Annotated in this window: 16 protein-coding genes; 8 read left to right on the forward strand and 8 right to left on the reverse strand. The window is 74.3% G+C overall.

Features of this window, described 5'->3' with window-relative positions:
* Window positions 1-210: 210 nt before the first annotated feature.
* Entirely contained in the window at window positions 211-873 is a 663-nt protein-coding gene (trhA, locus tag J0910_RS23300) for a PAQR family membrane homeostasis protein TrhA (RefSeq protein WP_420162063.1), read from the forward strand.
* A 274-nt stretch (window positions 874-1,147) separates the two neighbouring features.
* On the opposite strand, the gene J0910_RS23305 is transcribed toward trhA, so the two are convergent.
* Window positions 1,148-2,536: a glycine--tRNA ligase gene (locus J0910_RS23305; RefSeq protein WP_420160673.1), complete on the reverse strand. Its 1,389-nt coding sequence runs from the start codon at window positions 2,534-2,536 to the stop codon at window positions 1,148-1,150.
* Window positions 2,537-2,731: 195 nt separating this feature from the next.
* The gene (locus J0910_RS23310; protein ID WP_420160674.1) at window positions 2,732-3,031 is read right to left on the reverse strand and encodes an antibiotic biosynthesis monooxygenase family protein; all 300 of its coding nucleotides are present in this window, start codon (window positions 3,029-3,031) and stop codon (window positions 2,732-2,734) included.
* 140 nt (window positions 3,032-3,171) lie between these two features.
* Here J0910_RS23310 and J0910_RS23315 point away from each other — a divergent pair, with 140 nt between their 5' ends.
* Window positions 3,172-3,942, forward strand: a complete 771-nt coding sequence (locus J0910_RS23315; RefSeq protein ID WP_420160675.1) for a copper homeostasis protein CutC — start codon at window positions 3,172-3,174, stop codon at window positions 3,940-3,942.
* A gap of 127 nt (window positions 3,943-4,069) precedes the next feature.
* On the opposite strand, the gene J0910_RS23320 is transcribed toward J0910_RS23315, so the two are convergent.
* Window positions 4,070-7,762 (reverse strand): CDP-glycerol glycerophosphotransferase family protein, encoded by a 3,693-nt coding sequence (locus J0910_RS23320; RefSeq protein WP_420160676.1) that lies wholly within the window; start codon window positions 7,760-7,762, stop codon window positions 4,070-4,072.
* A 598-nt stretch (window positions 7,763-8,360) separates the two neighbouring features.
* On the opposite strand from J0910_RS23320, the gene J0910_RS23325 reads away from it, so the two are divergent.
* The 4 genes from J0910_RS23325 (at window position 8,361) to J0910_RS23340 (ending at window position 11,000) form a co-directional block, all read left to right on the forward strand.
* Complete coding sequence (locus tag J0910_RS23325) at window positions 8,361-8,741, forward strand: DUF6703 family protein (RefSeq protein ID WP_420160677.1); 381 nt, start codon at window positions 8,361-8,363, stop codon at window positions 8,739-8,741.
* Between the two features lie 105 nt (window positions 8,742-8,846).
* A complete protein-coding gene (locus tag J0910_RS23330; RefSeq protein ID WP_420160678.1) occupies window positions 8,847-9,698 on the forward strand; it encodes a metal ABC transporter ATP-binding protein in 852 nt (283 codons plus the stop codon).
* Window positions 9,691-10,599: a metal ABC transporter permease gene (locus J0910_RS23335; protein WP_420160679.1), complete on the forward strand. Its 909-nt coding sequence runs from the start codon at window positions 9,691-9,693 to the stop codon at window positions 10,597-10,599. Before J0910_RS23330 ends, J0910_RS23335 begins: the two co-directional genes overlap by 8 nt.
* The gene (locus tag J0910_RS23340; RefSeq protein WP_420160680.1) at window positions 10,596-11,000 is read left to right on the forward strand and encodes a Fur family transcriptional regulator; all 405 of its coding nucleotides are present in this window, start codon (window positions 10,596-10,598) and stop codon (window positions 10,998-11,000) included. Before J0910_RS23335 ends, J0910_RS23340 begins: the two co-directional genes overlap by 4 nt.
* 115 nt (window positions 11,001-11,115) lie before the next feature.
* Here the strand turns inward: J0910_RS23340 and J0910_RS23345 are convergent, their stop codons facing one another.
* The 4 genes from J0910_RS23345 to recO all read right to left on the reverse strand — a co-directional run bounded on the left by J0910_RS23345 (window position 11,116) and on the right by recO (window position 14,800).
* Entirely contained in the window at window positions 11,116-11,913 is a 798-nt protein-coding gene (locus J0910_RS23345; RefSeq protein ID WP_420160681.1) for an SGNH/GDSL hydrolase family protein, read from the reverse strand.
* A gap of 128 nt (window positions 11,914-12,041) precedes the next feature.
* Window positions 12,042-12,833: an SGNH/GDSL hydrolase family protein gene (locus J0910_RS23350; RefSeq protein ID WP_420160682.1), complete on the reverse strand. Its 792-nt coding sequence runs from the start codon at window positions 12,831-12,833 to the stop codon at window positions 12,042-12,044.
* Window positions 12,830-13,669, reverse strand: coding sequence for an isoprenyl transferase (locus J0910_RS23355; protein ID WP_420160683.1), 840 nt, complete (start codon window positions 13,667-13,669; stop codon window positions 12,830-12,832). Before J0910_RS23355 ends, J0910_RS23350 begins: the two co-directional genes overlap by 4 nt.
* A 387-nt stretch (window positions 13,670-14,056) precedes the next feature.
* Window positions 14,057-14,800, reverse strand: coding sequence for a DNA repair protein RecO (gene recO, locus J0910_RS23360; RefSeq protein WP_420160684.1), 744 nt, complete (start codon window positions 14,798-14,800; stop codon window positions 14,057-14,059).
* A gap of 160 nt (window positions 14,801-14,960) precedes the next feature.
* Here recO and J0910_RS23365 point away from each other — a divergent pair, with 160 nt between their 5' ends.
* Window positions 14,961-15,761 (forward strand): CAP domain-containing protein, encoded by an 801-nt coding sequence (locus J0910_RS23365; protein ID WP_420160685.1) that lies wholly within the window; start codon window positions 14,961-14,963, stop codon window positions 15,759-15,761.
* A 99-nt stretch (window positions 15,762-15,860) separates the two neighbouring features.
* Here J0910_RS23365 and J0910_RS23370 read toward each other — a convergent pair whose 3' ends face one another.
* Window positions 15,861-16,187: a putative quinol monooxygenase gene (locus J0910_RS23370; RefSeq protein WP_420160686.1), complete on the reverse strand. Its 327-nt coding sequence runs from the start codon at window positions 16,185-16,187 to the stop codon at window positions 15,861-15,863.
* 57 nt (window positions 16,188-16,244) lie between these two features.
* On the opposite strand from J0910_RS23370, the gene J0910_RS23375 reads away from it, so the two are divergent.
* Complete coding sequence (locus J0910_RS23375) at window positions 16,245-16,538, forward strand: ArsR/SmtB family transcription factor (RefSeq protein WP_420160687.1); 294 nt, start codon at window positions 16,245-16,247, stop codon at window positions 16,536-16,538.
* The last annotated feature ends 73 nt before the right edge of the window (window positions 16,539-16,611 follow it).

Raw genomic sequence — 16,611 nt, forward strand, 5'->3', positions numbered from 1 at the left:
GGCCTGTGCGGAGCACCACACCATTACCCTAGAGTAACCTACGGTTCCGTAAGTTAGAGTCGGTTCCACGGCCCGGGGCACGCCGCCCCCGCGACGCGCTCGGACCCGGCCCCACCCGCGCCGAGACCACGGAGATGAGCAGTGCCCGCACAACCGGCAGAGCGGAGCGGAACCGCGACAGAGCGGGCGCCCGCCGCCCCCGACACCCCTCTGGACAAGGCCGCCGAGCTGCTCGACGCGGTCAAGCCCCGGCTCCGGGGGTGGCTGCACCTGGGCACCGCGCCGCTGGCGCTGGCCGCCGGCATCGTCCTGGTCTGCCTGGCCCCCACCACCGCCGGGCGGATCGTCAGCGCGGTGTACGCGCTCACCGCCGTACTGCTCTTCAGCACCTCGGCCGTCTACCACGTGGGCCGCTGGTCCCGGCGCGGGGTGGCGGTGCTGCGCCGGCTCGACCACGCCAACATCTACCTGATCATCGCGGGCACCTACACCCCGTTCGTGATCCTGGTGCTGGACGGTGCGCTGCGCACCGCGATGACCGCGCTCATCTGGGGCGGCGCCCTGGCCGGGGTGCTGTTCAAGATGTTCTGGCTGAACGCGCCGCGCTGGCTGTCCACCGCGCTGTACCTGGCCATCGGCTGGGTGGCGGTGCTCTTCATGCCGCAGCTGGTCTCCGGGGTGCACCCGGCCGCCTGGATCCTGGTGCTCGCCGGCGGCCTGCTGTACAGCGCCGGCGCGGTGGTCTACGGGCTGAAGCGGCCGGACCCCGCGCCGCGCTGGTTCGGCTTCCACGAGATCTTCCACTCGATGACCGTGGCGGCCTACATCTGCCACTACATCGCAGTGTCCATGGTGGTCTACGGCCAGGGCTGAGCCCCGCCGACCGCCCGCGAAAGGGCCCCGGCGGAACCTGAACGGGTTCCACCGGGGCCCTTTCCAGGTCGGCTCCCGGCGCTCTGCAGACGGTCGCCCGGGAGTCACGATTCGCTTACGCGGTCGGACACCTCGCCCCGACCCCCTTACCAGGCGGGGCCGCGCGGGTTAGCTTTAGAACCAGTTCTTCCGAGCGGGTAGCGCCGGAAGAGCGAACCGCGGAGGCGGCCGGAGACCAATCCCCCCGGGTCCGGCCGCCTCCCCCGTGCGCCGGTCAGCAGCCGGGCAGCCGCTCGATCAGGTAGGTCTCCACCCGGTCCAGGGAGACCCGCTCCTGGGCCATGGTGTCCCGCTCGCGCACGGTGACCGCGTCGTCCTCCAGGCTGTCGAAGTCGACCGTGACGCAGAACGGCGTGCCGATCTCGTCCTGGCGGCGGTAGCGGCGGCCGATCGCGCCGGCGTCGTCGAACTCCACGTTCCACCGCTTGCGCAGCCGCGCGGCCAGGTCGCGCGCCTTGGGCGACAGGTCGGCGTTGCGGGACAGCGGCAGCACCGCGGCCTTGACCGGGGCCAGCCGCGGGTCCAGGCGCATCAGCGAGCGCTTCTCCATCTTGCCCTTGGCGTTGGGCGCCTCGCCCTCGTGGTAGGCGTCCAGCATGAACATCAGCATGGCGCGGTCCACGCCGGCCGCCGGCTCGATGACGTAGGGGATGTACCGCTCGCTGTTCTCCTGGTCGAAGAAGGACAGGTCGGTGCCGGACTTCTCGGAGTGCGTCCGCAGGTCGTAGTCGGTCCGGTTGGCGACGCCCTCCAGCTCGCCCCACTCGGCGCCCTGGAAGTTGAACCGGTACTCGATGTCGACGGTCCGCTTGGAGTAGTGCGAGAGCTTCTCCTGCGGGTGCTCGTACAGCCGCAGGTTCTCCTTGTCCACGCCGAGGTCGAGGTACCAGTTCATCCGGGTGTCGATCCAGTACTGGTGCCACTTCTCGTCGTCGCCCGGCTTGACGAAGAACTCCATCTCCATCTGCTCGAACTCGCGGGTCCGGAAGATGAAGTTGCCCGGGGTGATCTCGTTCCGGAACGACTTGCCGATCTGGCCGATGCCGAACGGGATCTTCCGGCGGGCGCTCTGCTGCACGTTGAGGTAGTTGATGAAGATGCCCTGCGCCGTCTCCGGGCGCAGGAAGGCCAGGCCGCCCTCGTCCTGCACCGGGCCCAGGTGCGTGCGGAGCAGGCCGTTGAACATCTTCGGCTCGGTGAAGGAGTGCTTGGCGCCGCAGTTGGGGCAGGCCAGGTCGGCCAGGCCGCCGGCGGGCTCCTTGCCGTGCTTCTCCTCGTAGGCCTCGATCAGGTGGTCGGCGCGGAACCGCTTGTGGCAGGACTGGCACTCGGTCAGCGGGTCCACGAAGGCCTGCACGTGGCCGGAGGCCTCCCAGACCTCGCGGGCGAGGATGACGCTGGAGTCCAGGCCGACGATGTCCTCGCGCTCCTGGACCATCGCGCGCCACCACTGCCGCTTGATGTTCTGCTTCAGCTCCACGCCCAGCGGGCCGTAGTCCCAAGAAGCGCGCAGGCCGCCGTAGATCTCGCTGGAGGGGTACACCAGACCCCGTCGCTTGGCGAGATTGACGAGCTTGTCCATTGCCTCAGATTTAGCGGCCATCTCTCTCAGACTCTCCATCCGGCTGGCGGTCGGCGGATCGCTCTTCGGCGATTCTCGGTCGTTGAACAACGAACGGGCCCACCCAGGGGCCCGAGCGGCACCGTGCGCGGGCCGCGTCCCCGCAGCCCGCGGGGGCCGCTGCGGCCCCGGGTGCCCCAACGACGATACGCCTGCCAGGGGGCCCGTGCGACCGTTTCACCCGCACCCGGGCGTGGGGACCGACACGATCTCGTAGGCGCTGGGCTCGTCGAGGGCCGTGGCGAGCAGCGGGACCGCGGCCGTCTTGACCTCGAAGTCGCTCAGCGCCCGGCGGTAGTGGCCGGCGCCCTCCCACTCGGTCACCACGGTCCACAGCCCCGGGTCGTCGGCGGCCCGCCCCACCCGCGAGGAGATGAAGCCGGGGCGCGCGCCGAGCACCCGCAGCGCCTCCGCGGCGCGGGCGGTGAAGTCCTCGGCGTCGGCGGGGTCGACGGTGTGGCGGGTGATGACGATCACCGGACCATTGTCGCACCGCCGGGCCGGGGCCGGGACGCGCGGGGGCGGGTGCGGGCGCCCCGCCCCGGCCGCATGGTCTACTGGTCTAGACCGCGGCGGGGGCCGCCCCGTCGGAACCGAGCAGAACGGGGGCCCCGCCCATGTCGGAGAGAGTCCGGTTCGAGATCGTCGTCGAGGGCGCGGCCGGCGCGATCACCGCGGAGCGCGCCGGAGCGGACCGGGTCGAGCTGGTCAGCGCACTGGTCGACGGCGGCCTCACGCCCAGCCTGGGCACCGTCAAGTCGGTCATGGAGGCCACCGCGCACATCGGGGTCTTCCCGATCATCCGGCCGCGCGGCGGCGACTTCGTCTTCGACCGGTACGAGGCGTCCGCCATGGAGTACGACGTCCGCGTCCTGGCCCGCGCCGGGGTGGACGGGGTGGTGATCGGCGCGCTCACCCCTGAGGGGCGGGTGGACCGGCCGGTGGTGCAGCGCCTGATGGAGGCGGCCGAGGGGCTGTCGGTCACCTTCCACCGCGCCTTCGACGTGGCCGCCGAGCCGCTCGCCGTGCTGGACGAGCTGATCGAGCTGGGCGTGGACCGGGTGCTGACCTCGGGGCAGGAGGGCACCGCGGCCGAGGGCGCGCCGCTCATCGCCGAGCTGGTGCGGCGCGCCGAGGGGCGGATCGCGGTGATGCCGGGCGGCGGGGTGCGCGCCGGGAACGCGGGCGAGATCGTCGCCCGCACCGGCGTGCGGGACCTGCACTTCTCCGGGATGGACACGGTCCCCTCGCCCTACCGGCACCGCAATCCGCGGGTGTCGATGGGCGGCGGCACCGTGCCGCCGGAGGACGTGCGCACGATCAACTCCGCGGAGAAGATCGTGCCGGTGATGCGCGCCGTCCGCGAGGTGCCGGCCGCCAGCGCCTGAGCCCGCCCTCCCCGATGATCTCGACGTTGCGGGGGTGTCAGAGCGCTCTGACACCCCCGCAACGTCGAGATCATCGCCCGGTCCGCCCGGCCGCGGACCCCTGCGGGCCCGCGGCCGGGCGGTGCGCTCACTTCTCGCCGAACACCCGGTCGACCACCCGGGCGGCGGCGTTGCCGTCGTCCAGCGGGCAGAACCGCTCGGTGAAGGAGCGGTACCGGTCGGCGTGCGCCTCGGCCACCTCGCCGATGTCCTGCAGCGCCCCGATGACGTCGTCGGACTCCAGCAGCAGCGGGCCGGGGGCGGTCTCCTCGAAGTCGAAGTAGAACCCGCGCAGGTTGTCCCGGTAGCCCTCGATGTCGTAGGTGAAGAAGAGCATCGGGCGGCCGGTGTTGGCGAAGTCGAACATCATCGACGAGTAGTCGGTGATCAGCACGTCGGTGATCAGGAAGAGCTCCATGATCTCCGGGTAGAGCGACACGTCGTAGACGAAGTCGCGGCCGACGATGGGCACGCTGTCCACCACGCGCGGGTGCCGGCGGACCAGCAGCACGTGGTCGTCGCCGAGCTTGTCGTACATGCGCTGCAGGTCCAGGTGGAGGTCGAGCTTGTGCTTGCCGCGCGTGTAGTACTTGTCGTCCCGCCAGGTCGGCGCGTAGAGCACCACCTTCTTGCCCTCGGGCAGGCCCAGGGCCCGCCGGGTCCGCTCGGCGACGGCCTCCCGGTCGGGGGAGAAGAAGATGTCGTTGCGCGGGTAGCCGGTCTCCAGGATCTCCCCGTCGAAGCGGAACGCGCGGCGCAGGATCGGCGTCGCCCACGGGCTGGGCGAGACCAGGTAGTCCCACTGCGCGGTCTCCCAGGCCAGCTTCTCGTGGTAGTCCCGGGACTTGCCGCGGATGTTCTCGATGTCGAAGCCGATCCGCTTCAGCATCGACCCGTGCCAGGTCTGCACCACCACCTGGTCCGGGCGGCGGGCGAACCAGGCGGGCTGGCGGGAGTTGGTGACCAGGTAGCGGGAGCGGGCCAGCGCCTCGTAGAAGCCCCGGCCGTTGTGCCGGACCGCGGACAGGTCCGCGGGCAGGTTCACCTGGCCGTCCTTGACCAGCCAGGACATCGGGTAGTCGGCCCACCGGCCGCCGCGCCGGCGCAGCTCGGCGTAGATGCTGTGCGGGCTGTCGGAGAACTGCCGGCCGGTGTAGCTGTCGAACAGCACGCCCTCGGCCACCGGCTCCTCGCGCAGCGCCGGGTAGACCGTCTCGCGCAGGGTGCGCTGGGCGAACGAGCCGCGCTCCTCCGGGCGCAGGTCGCTGCCGACCCGCAGCACCGGGGTGTCGAACCCGGAGTCGCCGAAGGAGTACTCGCGCTCGGGCGTCTCCAGCCGCAGCGGGAGGCTGCGCACGAAGCCCGGGTCGAGCTCGGCGCCGACGTCGCGGGTGCCGCCGTCGGTCGGTTCGACCCGGCCCCACAGCTGGTAGGAGCCGGCGGACAGGGGCAGCGTTCCGGAGAGCGTGGCGATCGCCGAGGGGGAGAACGAGGCGGTGAACTCCGCGCCGTCCCGCTCCAGCGCCACCCGGTGCTCCTCGTCCCGGCCGCGCGCCTTGAAGACCAGCTTCATCGGGGAGCCCGCGGAGTAGCGGCCGCGGAGCACCAGCTCCTCGCCGCGCCACTCGGCGCCGTCCACCACCGGGTGCGACCAGCCGGCCCGGAGCCGCAGGTGGCCGGTGTTGGTGCGCTGCACCGCCACCTCGCGCTGGCCGTCGCCGACCGGGTGCGGGCCGGTCTCCGCCTCGTCCGGGAGCACCAGCGGGAGCTCGGAGCCGTCCGGGGCGACCAGCGACGCCCGCCAGTGCTCCTGGCGGAGCAGGCCGGGGCCCTCGTCGACGGCGGCGGAGAGCAGGTCCGCCGCGGGCACCCGGGCGGTGAACCCGGCGTCGCCGGGGACGACCGGGTACTCCAGCGCCGCGGTGCCCGGTGTCCGGCAGAGCCGCAGGGTGCGCGCGCCGGCCGCCGGGGGCGTCACGAACTCGCCGCTCAGCTCCAGCTCGGGGCGGCCGCCCGCGGCGTCCAGCCGGTGCCCGGTGACCCGGGCGCGCACCGGCGCGACGGCCAGCGCCAGGTGGCCGTCGCGGTTCCACTGCGGGCGCACCCACACGTCGCCCTCGACCCGCCGGTAGGACGGCCGCTGGGCGGGGCCGGCCACCGGGTTGGCGATGATCCGGCGGCGCACCAGGCCGCGGTTGACCACCACCAGCTCCAGCTTCCAGTCGGTGGCCCGCCACTCCCCGGAGAGGCGGAGCCGGGCCGGGTCGACGGTGATCTCGAAGCCGCCGTAGTCGTGCCGGGCCGCGTCGGGCACGTCGGGCAGCCGGTACTCGGCGGCGCGCAGCACCTTGACCGGGACCGGCAGCCGGCGCCCGGTGTCGGAGTTGACCGCGAACGCCACCACCTGCTGCTGCCAGCGCCGGCCGGCGCGCAGGCCGAGGATGCCCACCCGGCCGCCGACCACCAGCCTGCCGTCGCGCCACTCCACCCGCTCGGTCTTCTGCCGCACCTTGAGCTCGTTGCGCAGCCGGTAGACCTCGCGCGGCACCCCGGCCTCGGGGTCCTCGAAGAACGGGTAGCGGATGAAGTACTGCAGCCCGCGGCGGACCACCGGGGCCTTCTTCAGCTCGACGCTCTTCTGGAAGGTGACGGCCTCCAGCAGCCGCTCGGTCTGCCGCTTGCGGACCAGGAAGTAGTTGAGCCGGTGCAGCGGGGCGAGCCGGTCCAGGACCGCGCGCGAGACGGTGTCCAGGTAGGCGTTGGCCAGGTCGAGGAAGCGCTCGCGCCCCTCGTCCTCGGCGTCGTCCAGGAGCAGCAGGATGGAGCGCACGTCGCTGCGGAGCGCGCGGGAGTCCCACAGGTCGCGGTCGGCCGGGTCGAGCGAGGCGGCCAGGGCGGCGAGGGCGCGCAGCCGCTCGCCGATCCGCTCGGTCCCGCTGAGCCGGGAGGCCTGCTCGCGGTCGCGGCGGAGCAGGACCGGGGCGGGCAGCACGTCGACGGTGCGCGCGGCGATCATCCGGCGGACCACCTCGAGGTCCTCGTCCTCCTCGCCCAGTCCGAGGGGGGCGGTGCCCTCCCAGAACGAGCGGCGCCACAGCTTGTTGCCGAGCAACCGGTCGCCGAGGAGCGAGGAGGTGGCGTGCACGTCGACGCCGGTGCGCGCCTTGCCGAAGATCTTGCGGTGCGCCGCGGACTGCCGGGCGCCCAGGTCGTTGAAGCGGTAGACGTTGCCGGTGACCACCTCGGAGCCGGAGTCGTCCAGCCGGCCGGCCAGGTAGTCCAGCGCGTAGGAGGAGAGGGCGTCGCTCCCGTCGAGGAACATCAGGTACTCGCCGGCGGAGGCGGCGGCGCCGGCCTCGCGGGCCGCGGCGCGGGAGGCGGCCGGCTCGTCCAGCAGCACGGCGGAGGCCCCGGCCGGCGGCTCGGCGGCGAACTCCCGCGCGGTGATCAGGCCCTCGGCGCGGGCGGGGCCGACCGACTCGCTGTCCGCACCGCCGTCGGCCTCGTCCTCGCCGCCCTCTTCGGCCTCGGAGTCCTCCGGCTCCTCCTCGTCGGCGGAGCCGTTGTCGACGGCCGCCTCGTCCTGGTCGCCGGAGCCGTCCGCGGCGTCCTCCCCGCCGGGCCGGCCGGACTCCCGCTCCCCGGCCTGCCCGGCGGCCACGGGGGCGAGCACGATCTCGACGCCGCGGCCCCCTGCGTCCTGTCCCGCCAAGGAGTCCAGGCAGTGGCGCAGATGCGGCTCTGTGACGTCGAAGGCGACGATGACGCTGAGCTTCGGCACGGAAAAACAGTCTCCCGGTATTCATCGCTGCGGAGCGGGGGCACAGACAGGGGCGGCCGGATCGCACGGGGCCGCCGGATCGGCGGCGACCCTAGGGCTCCGGGCCTAAACGGCCGGTAAGAACGCGGTCGCGGTACGCGCCCGTTCCCGCCGGGCCGCCGCCCGCGGCCCACGGGCCCGCCTTTCTCCCTATCCGAGGATCCTAGCGAGAACTCCCGGCTGTTCACGCCCGCCGCCCCCGGTCCGGCGCCGGAAACGCCTCTGCGGCGGGGGCTCCGGATCCGGTGTTCCGCCCCCGCGGGCGGCGGCGCCGGGAGCGCCGGAGGAGCGGCGGGCCCCGCCGCCCCTCGCCCCCTTCGGCCCCTCCCGCAGGCGCCCTCGGGCGCCCCGCCTTCGGGCGGACCCGGCGGGGCGGCGCGTTTCCCGGCGCCGGGGCGGAGCCTGCGGGCGCCGCCTCCTCCCCGGCCCGGCCCGCCCCCGGACCTGCGGAGGCCCGGGGGCGGGCCGGAAGGGGCCGGGATGAGGGGCCGCGCCGGGCCTTGCGGTATATAGGCTGCCTCCAGGGGACGGTGCGACAGCGATCGGGCGGAGGAGCCGCGTGGTGGCCAAGGGCGACGGCAGGGATCGGCGCGGCGGCCGGGAAGGCCGGGGCTCCCGGCCGCTCCCGCAGGGCGATTCGTTCTACACCCCGGGCGCGGGCCGGCTCCGCCGGGAGATCGAGCGGCGCAGCGCCGTCCCGCTGGTCTGGCTGCACCAGGCGCCGCGGTGGATCCTGCCGGCCGGCATGGCCGGGGTGTTCCTCGCCGGGCTGCTGCTCTCCGGGCCGGCCGGCGCGCTGCTGCTGGGCCTGCTCGCGCTCTTCTTCTCCTGGCTGGCGTTCCTGGCCTGGCCGTCGCTGGGCGGCGGGGAGCGCGCGATGCGGGTGGTGGTGATCGGCGTGCTGCTGGTCTTCGGGGTGCTGCAGAGCGGCGCGGTCTGAGGGCGGCCGGGGGCCGGTCCCAGGGGTCCCGGCGGCCCCTCCCGCACCGCGGTGCGGCACCGGCCGCTTTTTGACAATCATTTTCATTTTCGGCATACTTGGCCGGTGACCTCAGAAACCACCACCGCGCGCGGGACGGCCGCCGGGGACCCCGCGTCCGCGCCCCCCGCCTTCCGGGTGGAGGGGGCCGTCGTCGCCTACGACCGCGACCCGGTGCTGCGCGGCGTGGACCTCACCGTGCCGCGCGGGCAGACCCTCGCCATCCTCGGCGCCAACGGCTCGGGCAAGTCCACCCTGATGCGGGCCATGCTCGGCATCACCCCGGTCGCCGCCGGCGCGGTCGAGGTGCACGGCACCCCGCTGCGCCGGTTCCGCGACTGGGGCCGGATCGGCTACGTCCCGCAGCGGCTCTTCGTCGGCGGCGGCGTGCCCGCCACGGTGCGCGAGGTCGTCGCCTCCGGCCAGATCGCGACGCGGCGGCGGCTGCACCGGGCCACCCGGGAGGAGCGCGCCGCGGTGCAGGAGGCGCTGGAGGCCGTCGGGCTCGCCGACCGCGCCCGCGCCGCCGTGCACGAGCTCTCCGGGGGCCAGCAGCAGCGGGTGCTGATCGCCCGCGCGCTGGCCGGCCGCCCGGACACCTTCCTGATGGACGAGCCGATGGCCGGGGTCGACGCGGAGAACCAGCTCGCCCTGGCCTCCGCCATCGCCCGGCTGCGCGAGGACGGCGCCACCGTGGTCCTGGTGCTGCACGAGACCGGCCCGCTGGAGACGCTCATCGAGCGGGCCGTGGTGCTCTCGCACGGGGAGATCTCGCACGACGGGGCCGCCCCCCGCCCCACCGGCGACTGCGCCCGCCCCGGGCACGACCACGTCCACCCGCACGAGGACGGCGCCGGGCCCGCCGGCGGCGTCGCCCTGCCCATGGTCACCGGCGCCGAGGTGCCCCGCCGTGACTGAGATGCTCTCCTACGACTTCATGCAGCGGGCGCTGATCGCGGCCGCCCTGGTCGGCCTGGTCGCCCCGGTCATCGGCACCTTCCTGGTGCAGCGGCGGCTGGCGCTGCTCGGCGACGGGATCGGCCACGTGGCGCTCACCGGTGTGGCGCTGGGCTTCCTCACCGGCACCTCCCCGGTGCTCACCGCCCTGATCGTGTCCGCGCTGGGCGCCGCCGCCATCGAGCTGGTCCGGGTGCGCGCCCGCACCGGCGGCGACGTGGCGCTGGCCCTGCTGTTCTACGGCGGCATCGCCGGCGGCGTGCTGCTCATCGGCCTGGCGCCGGGCGCCAACAACGCCACCCTGACCGCGTTCCTGTTCGGCTCGGTGAGCAGTGTCAGCGAGGAGGACATCGCGGTGGTGATCGGGCTGGCGGTGCTCGTCGTCGCCCTGATCGCCTACTTCGGCCGGGAGCTCTTCGTGCTCTGCATGGACGAGGACACCGCCCGCGCCGCCGGGCTGCCGGTGCGCTTCCTGAGCCTGCTGGTCTCCATCACCGCCGCGGTCACCGTGGTCATCTCGATGCGGGTGGTGGGGGTGCTCATGGTGAGCGCCCTGATGGTGGTCCCGGTGGTCGCCGCCCAGCAGCTCACCCGGAGCTTCCGGGTGACCGCCGCGCTGGCGGTGGCGATCGGGGTGCTGTCCGCGGTGGGCGGGCTGAGCACCGCCTTCTACGTCGACGTGGCCCCCGGTGCGGCGATCGTCCTGCTCACCCTGGCGGTGTTCGCGGTCGCCGTGGCCGCCGGCCGGCTGGTGCGCTCCCGGGGCGGGCGCGCCGCCGGGGAGCGGGCCGCCCCCGGAAGCGGGAAGGGCGCCGCGGTCGGTACGATGCCCCAGGACGAGCCGGGGAGCGTAACCACGTGAGTACACGACGAGAGGCAGTCAAGCAGGCCCTCGACCACAGCACCGGATTCCGCAGCGCCCAGGACCTCTACGCGGACCTGCGCGCCGAGGGGTCCAAGATCGGACTGACCACCGTCTACCGGGCGCTGCAGAACCTGCACGACTCCGGTGAGGTCGACGTGCTGCGCAACGACGACGGCGAGGCGGTCTACCGGGCCTGCGCGAGCGAGAGCCACCACCACCACCTGGTCTGCCGCGGCTGCGGCAAGGCCGTGGAGGTGGAGGGGCCCGCGGTGGAGAAGTGGGCGGAGAGCATCGGTGCCCAGCACGGCTTCACCGAGGTCACGCACACCGTGGAGGTCTTCGGGACCTGCGCGGAGTGCGCCTCGGCCCGCCGGGAGGGGTCCGAGAAGCGGACGTGAGAGGCGGGTCCGCCCCGGGGCGCAGGCCGCCCCGGAGGCGGAGGCGGCTGAGCCCGCCCGGTCGGCGACCGGGCGGGCTCAGCCGCCTTCCGGGGCCGTGTCCCGGCCCGCCCGCTCAGCGCAGCGGCTCCAGCCGCGGGCGCTTGGGCTCCAGGCCGTCGCCGGAGGAGCGGCCGGTCAGCCGGCGGCCGATCCACGGCACCAGGAACTCGCGGGCCCAGTGCAGGTCCTCCTGGCGGGCCGAGCGCCAGTCCTTCGGCGGCTCGTCCGGCCAGGGGGCGTCCCAGCCCGGCTCGACCTGCAGCCCGAGGATCTCCGCGACGCGCAGGCCGAGGCGGCGGTGGCCCTCCTGGGAGAGGTGCAGCCGGTCCCAGCTCCACGCCCGGTGGTCGTGGAGCATCTTCATCGACCACAGGTCGGCCACGGTGCAGTCGTAGCGGTCGGCGACCGCCCGCACGTGCATGTTGTAGGTGGCGATCCTGCCCCGGAGGTGCCGCATGACCGGCTGGAACCCGGTGTCGAAGCCGGTGAAGACGACCACCGAGGCGCCGGTGGCGCGGAGCCGCCCGACCGCGCCCTCGAAGACCTCGGCGACCTGGTCGGGGTCGGCGCCGGGGCGGATGATGTCGTTGCCGCCGGCGCAGATGGTGACCAGGTCCGGCCGGAGCTCCACCGCGCGCGGCAGCTGGTCCCGGACGATCTGGCCGATGAGCTTGCCGCGCACCGCCAGGTTGGCGTAGCGCACCTCGGGGACCTGCCCGGCGAGGTGCTCTGCGAGCCGGTCGGCCCAGCCGCGGTAGCGGCCGTGCGGCGTCCGCCCGCTGTCCGGATAGGGATCGTCCATGCCCTCGGTGAAGCTGTCACCGAGAGCAACGTAGGAGAGGATGTCCTGCCCAGTGTCGATGCCGCTCATGGGTACCGATGATGCCTCCCGGACCCCTGGTTACGCGACAGTAGGTTACGGTCGCGCGGCCTTTTGTAACAGCCGTCACGGTCCCCCGGCGCCCCGGGCCGGCGGCCGGGGGCGGTCGGGGGCGCCGCTCACTCCCCCGCGGCCGGGGGGACCGGGGCCGGGTCGGGCCGCTTGGCGGTGACGCCGTCACCGGAGGACCGGCCGGTCAGCCGGCGGCCGATCCACGGCACCAGGTACTCCCGGGCCCAGCGCAGGTTCTCCCGGCGGGCCCGGCCCGGAGCGGAGGGCGGGACCGGGGGCCAGGGCGCGTCCGGGTCGCCGTCGGCGGGCACGCCCAGCGCCCGGCAGACCTTGAGGGCGAGGCGGCGGTGGCCCTCGGGAGACATGTGCAGGCGGTCGGCGTCCCAGGCGCGGGGGTCGGTCAGCGCGGTCATCGACCACTGGTCGACCAGGTGGCAGCCGTACCGGTCGGCGATCGACCGGACGTCCAGGTAGAACCGGGCGAACAGCCCGATCCGGGCGCGCATGTACCCGCCGGCGATGTTCACCCCGGTGAACAGCACCACCTCGGTGCCCTGCGCGCGCAGTCGCCGGACCGCGTGCTCCAGGATCCGGGCCGGCGGCTCGGGGCGGGCGCCGGGGCGGAGCAGATCGTTGCCGCCGGCGCACAGGGTGGCCAGGTCCGGCCGGAGCTCCAGGGCCCGGGGCAGCTGGTCGGTGATGATCTGGCGGATGAGCTTGCCGCGCACCGCCAGGTTGGCGTAGCGCACCTCGGGGACCTGCCCGGCGAGGTGCTCGGCGAACCGGTCGGCCCAGCCGCGGAACCGGCCGTCCGGGCCCGGGTCGCCGACGCCCTCGGTGAAGCTGTCCCCGATCGCGACGTAGGTGAGCGTGCTCCGGTCCAGGTCGAGGCCGGTCATGCCCGCTCCTCCGGGACCGGCGGCGCCGGGTCGGCCGGGACCGGGTTGGGCACGGCCCCGCCGTAGCGGCGGTCCCGGGAGGCGTAGACCTCGCAGGCGTGCCAGAGGTGCCGCCGGTCGAAGTCGGGCCAGAGGGTGTCCAGGAAGACGAACTCGGCGTAGGCCGACTGCCAGAGCAGGAAGTTGGAGAACCGCTGCTCGCCGGAGGAGCGGACGAACAGGTCGACGTCGGGGACGTCGGCGGCGTACAGCCGGGAGGAGAGCGCGTCCTCGTTCACCTTGGACGGGTCGATCCGGCCCTGGGCGACGTCCTCGGCCAGCCGGGCGGCGGCGTCGGCGATCTCCGCGCGGCCGCCGTAGTTGACGCAGAACTGCAGGGTGAGCGCGGTGTTGTCCTTGGTCATCTCCTCGGCGTCCTGCAGCTCGGAGATGACGCTCTTCCACAGCCGGCCGCGCCGCCCGGACCAGCGCACCCGGACGCCCATCGCGTGCAGCTCATCGCGGCGGCGCCGGATCACGTCCCGGTTGAAGCCCATCAGGAAGCGGACCTCCTCCGGGGAGCGCTTCCAGTTCTCGGTGGAGAAGGCGTAGGCCGAGAGGTTGGAGATGCCCATCTCCAGTGCGCCCTCGATGACGTCGAACAGCGACGCCTCCCCCGCCTTGTGCCCTTCGGTGCGGGGCAGGCCGCGCTGCTTGGCCCAGCGGCCGTTCCCGTCCATGACGATCGCGACGTGCTTGGGCACCAGCGCCTTGGGCAGCTCCGGCGGGCGCGCCCCGCTCGGGTGCGGCGAAGGCGCGGCGTAACCGCGACCGGAACCGGACGTGAAAAGGCTCACTTGGCTTCCTCCCGGGACGGCGGCCCTCGATGGCTGGGATGTCGGACGCCGGAACGGCCCTCGGTTCCGGAAGGGGCCGCGCCCCCGGAACCGGGCGGCTCCGCCGGGGCGCCCGGCGGCCGCTCGCCCTCCGGGCCGCGCCGGCACCGGTTCGGAGCCGCCGCCCGCGGCCTCGGGGCGGTGCTCGCACGATACCGCACCCGGTGCCCCGCTCCCCCGCCGAGGGCGGCCGCTCCGCCCCCCGGACCCGCGGTTCATCACTCTCCGGAGCGGGACGGCGACCGCTCCCCTCCCCGGTCGGCGGCCGCCCGGCCGGGGCGGTGCAAGCCCCCGCGGGGCCGGTCGCGGAGGACGCGGGGCGCCGCCGGTGCCCCGGGCCGCTCCGGGTCACTCCGCCGGGGCCGAGCGCTCCACCAGGCGCAGCGAGCGGATGCCGTTCTCCAGGTGCCACTGGAGGTAGGCGGCGACCAGGCCGCTGCATTCGGAGCGGTGCCGCTCCTCGCTCGCGTCGGCGGCCGGCCAGTCGCCGCCGAGCAGCGCGCCCATCAGCCGCACCGACTCCGGGGCGGGGTTCACCGCCCCGTGCGGCCGGCAGACCGAGCAGACCGCCCCGCCGGCGTGCACCGCGAAGCCGCGCAGCCCGCTCCGGGCGCCGCAGCGGGCGCACTCGTCCAGTGCGGGCGCGTAACCGGCCACCGCCAGCGAGCGCAGCAGGAAGGCGTCGAGCACCAGCCGGGGGGCGTGCCCGCCCTCGCCCAGGGTGCGCAGCGCCCCGATGAGCAGCAGGAACTGGCGGAGCGCCGGGTCCTTCTCCACTGCGACGATCTTCTCCGCGGTCTCCAGCATGGCGGTCGCCGCGGTGTAGCGGGCGTAGTCGGCGACGATCGGCTCGCCGTAGGCGCGCACCGTCTCGGCCTGGGTGATGACGTCCAGCGTGCGGCCGGTGTAGAGCTGCACGTCGACGTGGGTGAAGGGCTCCAGGCGGGCGCCGAACCGCGACTTGGTGCGGCGCACGCCCTTGCCGACCGCGCGCACCAGTCCGGTGCGCCGGGTCAGCAGGGTCACGATGCGGTCCGCCTCGCCCAGCTTCTGGGTGCGCAGGACGACGCCTTCGTCACGGTAGAGGCTCACCCCGCCATTGTCCCGGATCCCGCCGACAGCGGGCGACCGGCGCCCGCACCCCGCTGAACTGGCACATCTCCAAAGAAGGTCGGCAAACCGAGCATATTGCCCTACATTGCTCTACGATCACGCACACCCCGCTGATCCACCAGACCCCTGGAGACCTCTCATGGGACGAGGACGTCGAAGGCACCGGCACCGGGAACCCCGGCCGCCGCGCCGCGGCAGGAGCGCGCTCATCGCCGCGGCGCTCGCCCTCCCCGTCGGCCTGGGCACCGCCGGCGCGCTGGTCCTGGCCGACCTGTCCGAGGACGGCGGCGCCCTCTCCGCCGACCCGGGGCGGGCCGCCCCGGACGCGGCGCTGCCGCCGGCCGCCGGCGACTTCTTCGACGGCGGCTCCGAGGCGCCCGCCGCGGACGAGGGCGGCGGCGCGGAGCGGCCGGAGCGGGGCGGGCAGGGCGCCTCCGCCGGGAGCGGCGAAGCGCAGGGCTCCGTCTCCGCCTCCGAAGAGCCCGAAAGCCCCGAGGAGGACGGGTCCGGCTCCGGGTCGGACGGCGGCTCCGCGGACGGGGGCGGCGGGGGCGGCTCCTCGTCGGCCTCGGGCTCCGGGCAGGGCGGCGAGGTCGTCTCCCTGGTCAACGAGGAGCGCGCGGAGGCCGGCTGCGGCCCGGTCAGCGTCGATTCCCGGCTCACCGACGCCTCGGAGAGGCACAGCCGGGACATGGCCGACCGCGACTACATGTCGCACCACACCCCGGAGGGCATCGGCCCCGGCGAGCGCGCCGAGGAGGCCGGCTACTCCGCCTGGGGCGGGGAGAACGTGGCCGCCGGCTACTCCTCCCCGGAGGCGGTGATGGAGGGCTGGATGAACAGCGAGGGCCACCGCGCCAACATCCTCAACTGCGACTTCGTCTCGATCGGCGTCGGCGAGGCCGACGCGCACTGGACGCAGAACTTCGGCTACGAGTGACGGCGGCGCGATCCACCGGGGACCGGCGCCCGTGACGGGCGCCCGGCCGGGGCCGGCCGCTCCGTCCGGCGTACCGGCGCGGATGCGCCGGTCCCGGGGTCAAGGGGTCGCGCTGAGCGGCGTGAGCCAGTGGATCTCCAGGTCTTCTCGCAGGTAGTCCATGCGGTGTCGCTGGAAGTGCGCGAGTTCGGGACGCGCGAGATGCGCGCGCAGGTCGTCGGCCGAGCGCCACAGTTCGTAGAACACGAACGTGCCGGGATCGGCCGCGTCCCGGTGGACCTGGTACTGCATCGAGCCGGGCTCGGCCCTGGTCGGCTCCACGAACGACAGCAGCAGCCGCTCCAGCTCGTCGGCGCGCTCGGGCTTCGGCCGGGCGAAGCCGTAGATGCCGACCGGCCCATCCCCATCAGGTACGACGATTTTCATACCTGCCGACGGTAGCCGCCGGCAAGGTATGATGCAAACCGTACCTAGGAGTGAGCCATGGATCTGGGCAAGGTGTTCCGCGCACTGGCCGACGACTCCCGCCGCCGGGTGGTGGTCGAACTCGCCGCCGACCCCGAAGGCCGGGAGCGCGCCTGCGGCTCGTTCGACCTGCCGGTGAAGAAGGCCGCGCGCACGCACCACTTCCGGGTGCTGCGCGAGGCGGGGCTGATCGTGCAGCGCGACCACGGCAACGGGAGCGCCGTCTCGCTGCCCAGGCAGGACATCGAGCGCCGCCTGCCCGGTCTGCTGGAGCTCCTGTCCGAGGAGTCGGAGTCCGGCGGCCGCGCATGAACGGGGGCGCCGCCGATGTGGTCGGCGGCGCCCCCGTGCGCTCGCCGGCCGGCGCTCCGCCGGCCGGCTCCGC

This window comes from Nocardiopsis oceanisediminis (assembly GCF_048595525.1).
Lineage (GTDB): Bacteria > Actinomycetota > Actinomycetes > Streptosporangiales > Streptosporangiaceae > Nocardiopsis_A > Nocardiopsis_A oceanisediminis.

What these genes read in the sequence shown, in the direction of transcription:
- J0910_RS23305 (WP_420160673.1), bottom strand. Translation starts at nt 2,536, where the DNA reads ATGGCCGCTAAATCTGAGGCAATGGACAAGCTCGTCAATCTCGCCAAG.
- J0910_RS23315 (WP_420160675.1), top strand. Translation starts at nt 3,172, where the DNA reads ATGTCGGAGAGAGTCCGGTTCGAGATCGTCGTCGAGGGCGCGGCCGGC.
- J0910_RS23345 (WP_420160681.1), bottom strand. Translation starts at nt 11,913, where the DNA reads ATGAGCGGCATCGACACTGGGCAGGACATCCTCTCCTACGTTGCTCTC.
- J0910_RS23350 (WP_420160682.1), bottom strand. Translation starts at nt 12,833, where the DNA reads ATGACCGGCCTCGACCTGGACCGGAGCACGCTCACCTACGTCGCGATC.
- J0910_RS23365 (WP_420160685.1), top strand. Translation starts at nt 14,961, where the DNA reads ATGGGACGAGGACGTCGAAGGCACCGGCACCGGGAACCCCGGCCGCCG.
- J0910_RS23370 (WP_420160686.1), bottom strand. Translation starts at nt 16,187, where the DNA reads ATGAAAATCGTCGTACCTGATGGGGATGGGCCGGTCGGCATCTACGGC.
- J0910_RS23375 (WP_420160687.1), top strand. Translation starts at nt 16,245, where the DNA reads ATGGATCTGGGCAAGGTGTTCCGCGCACTGGCCGACGACTCCCGCCGC.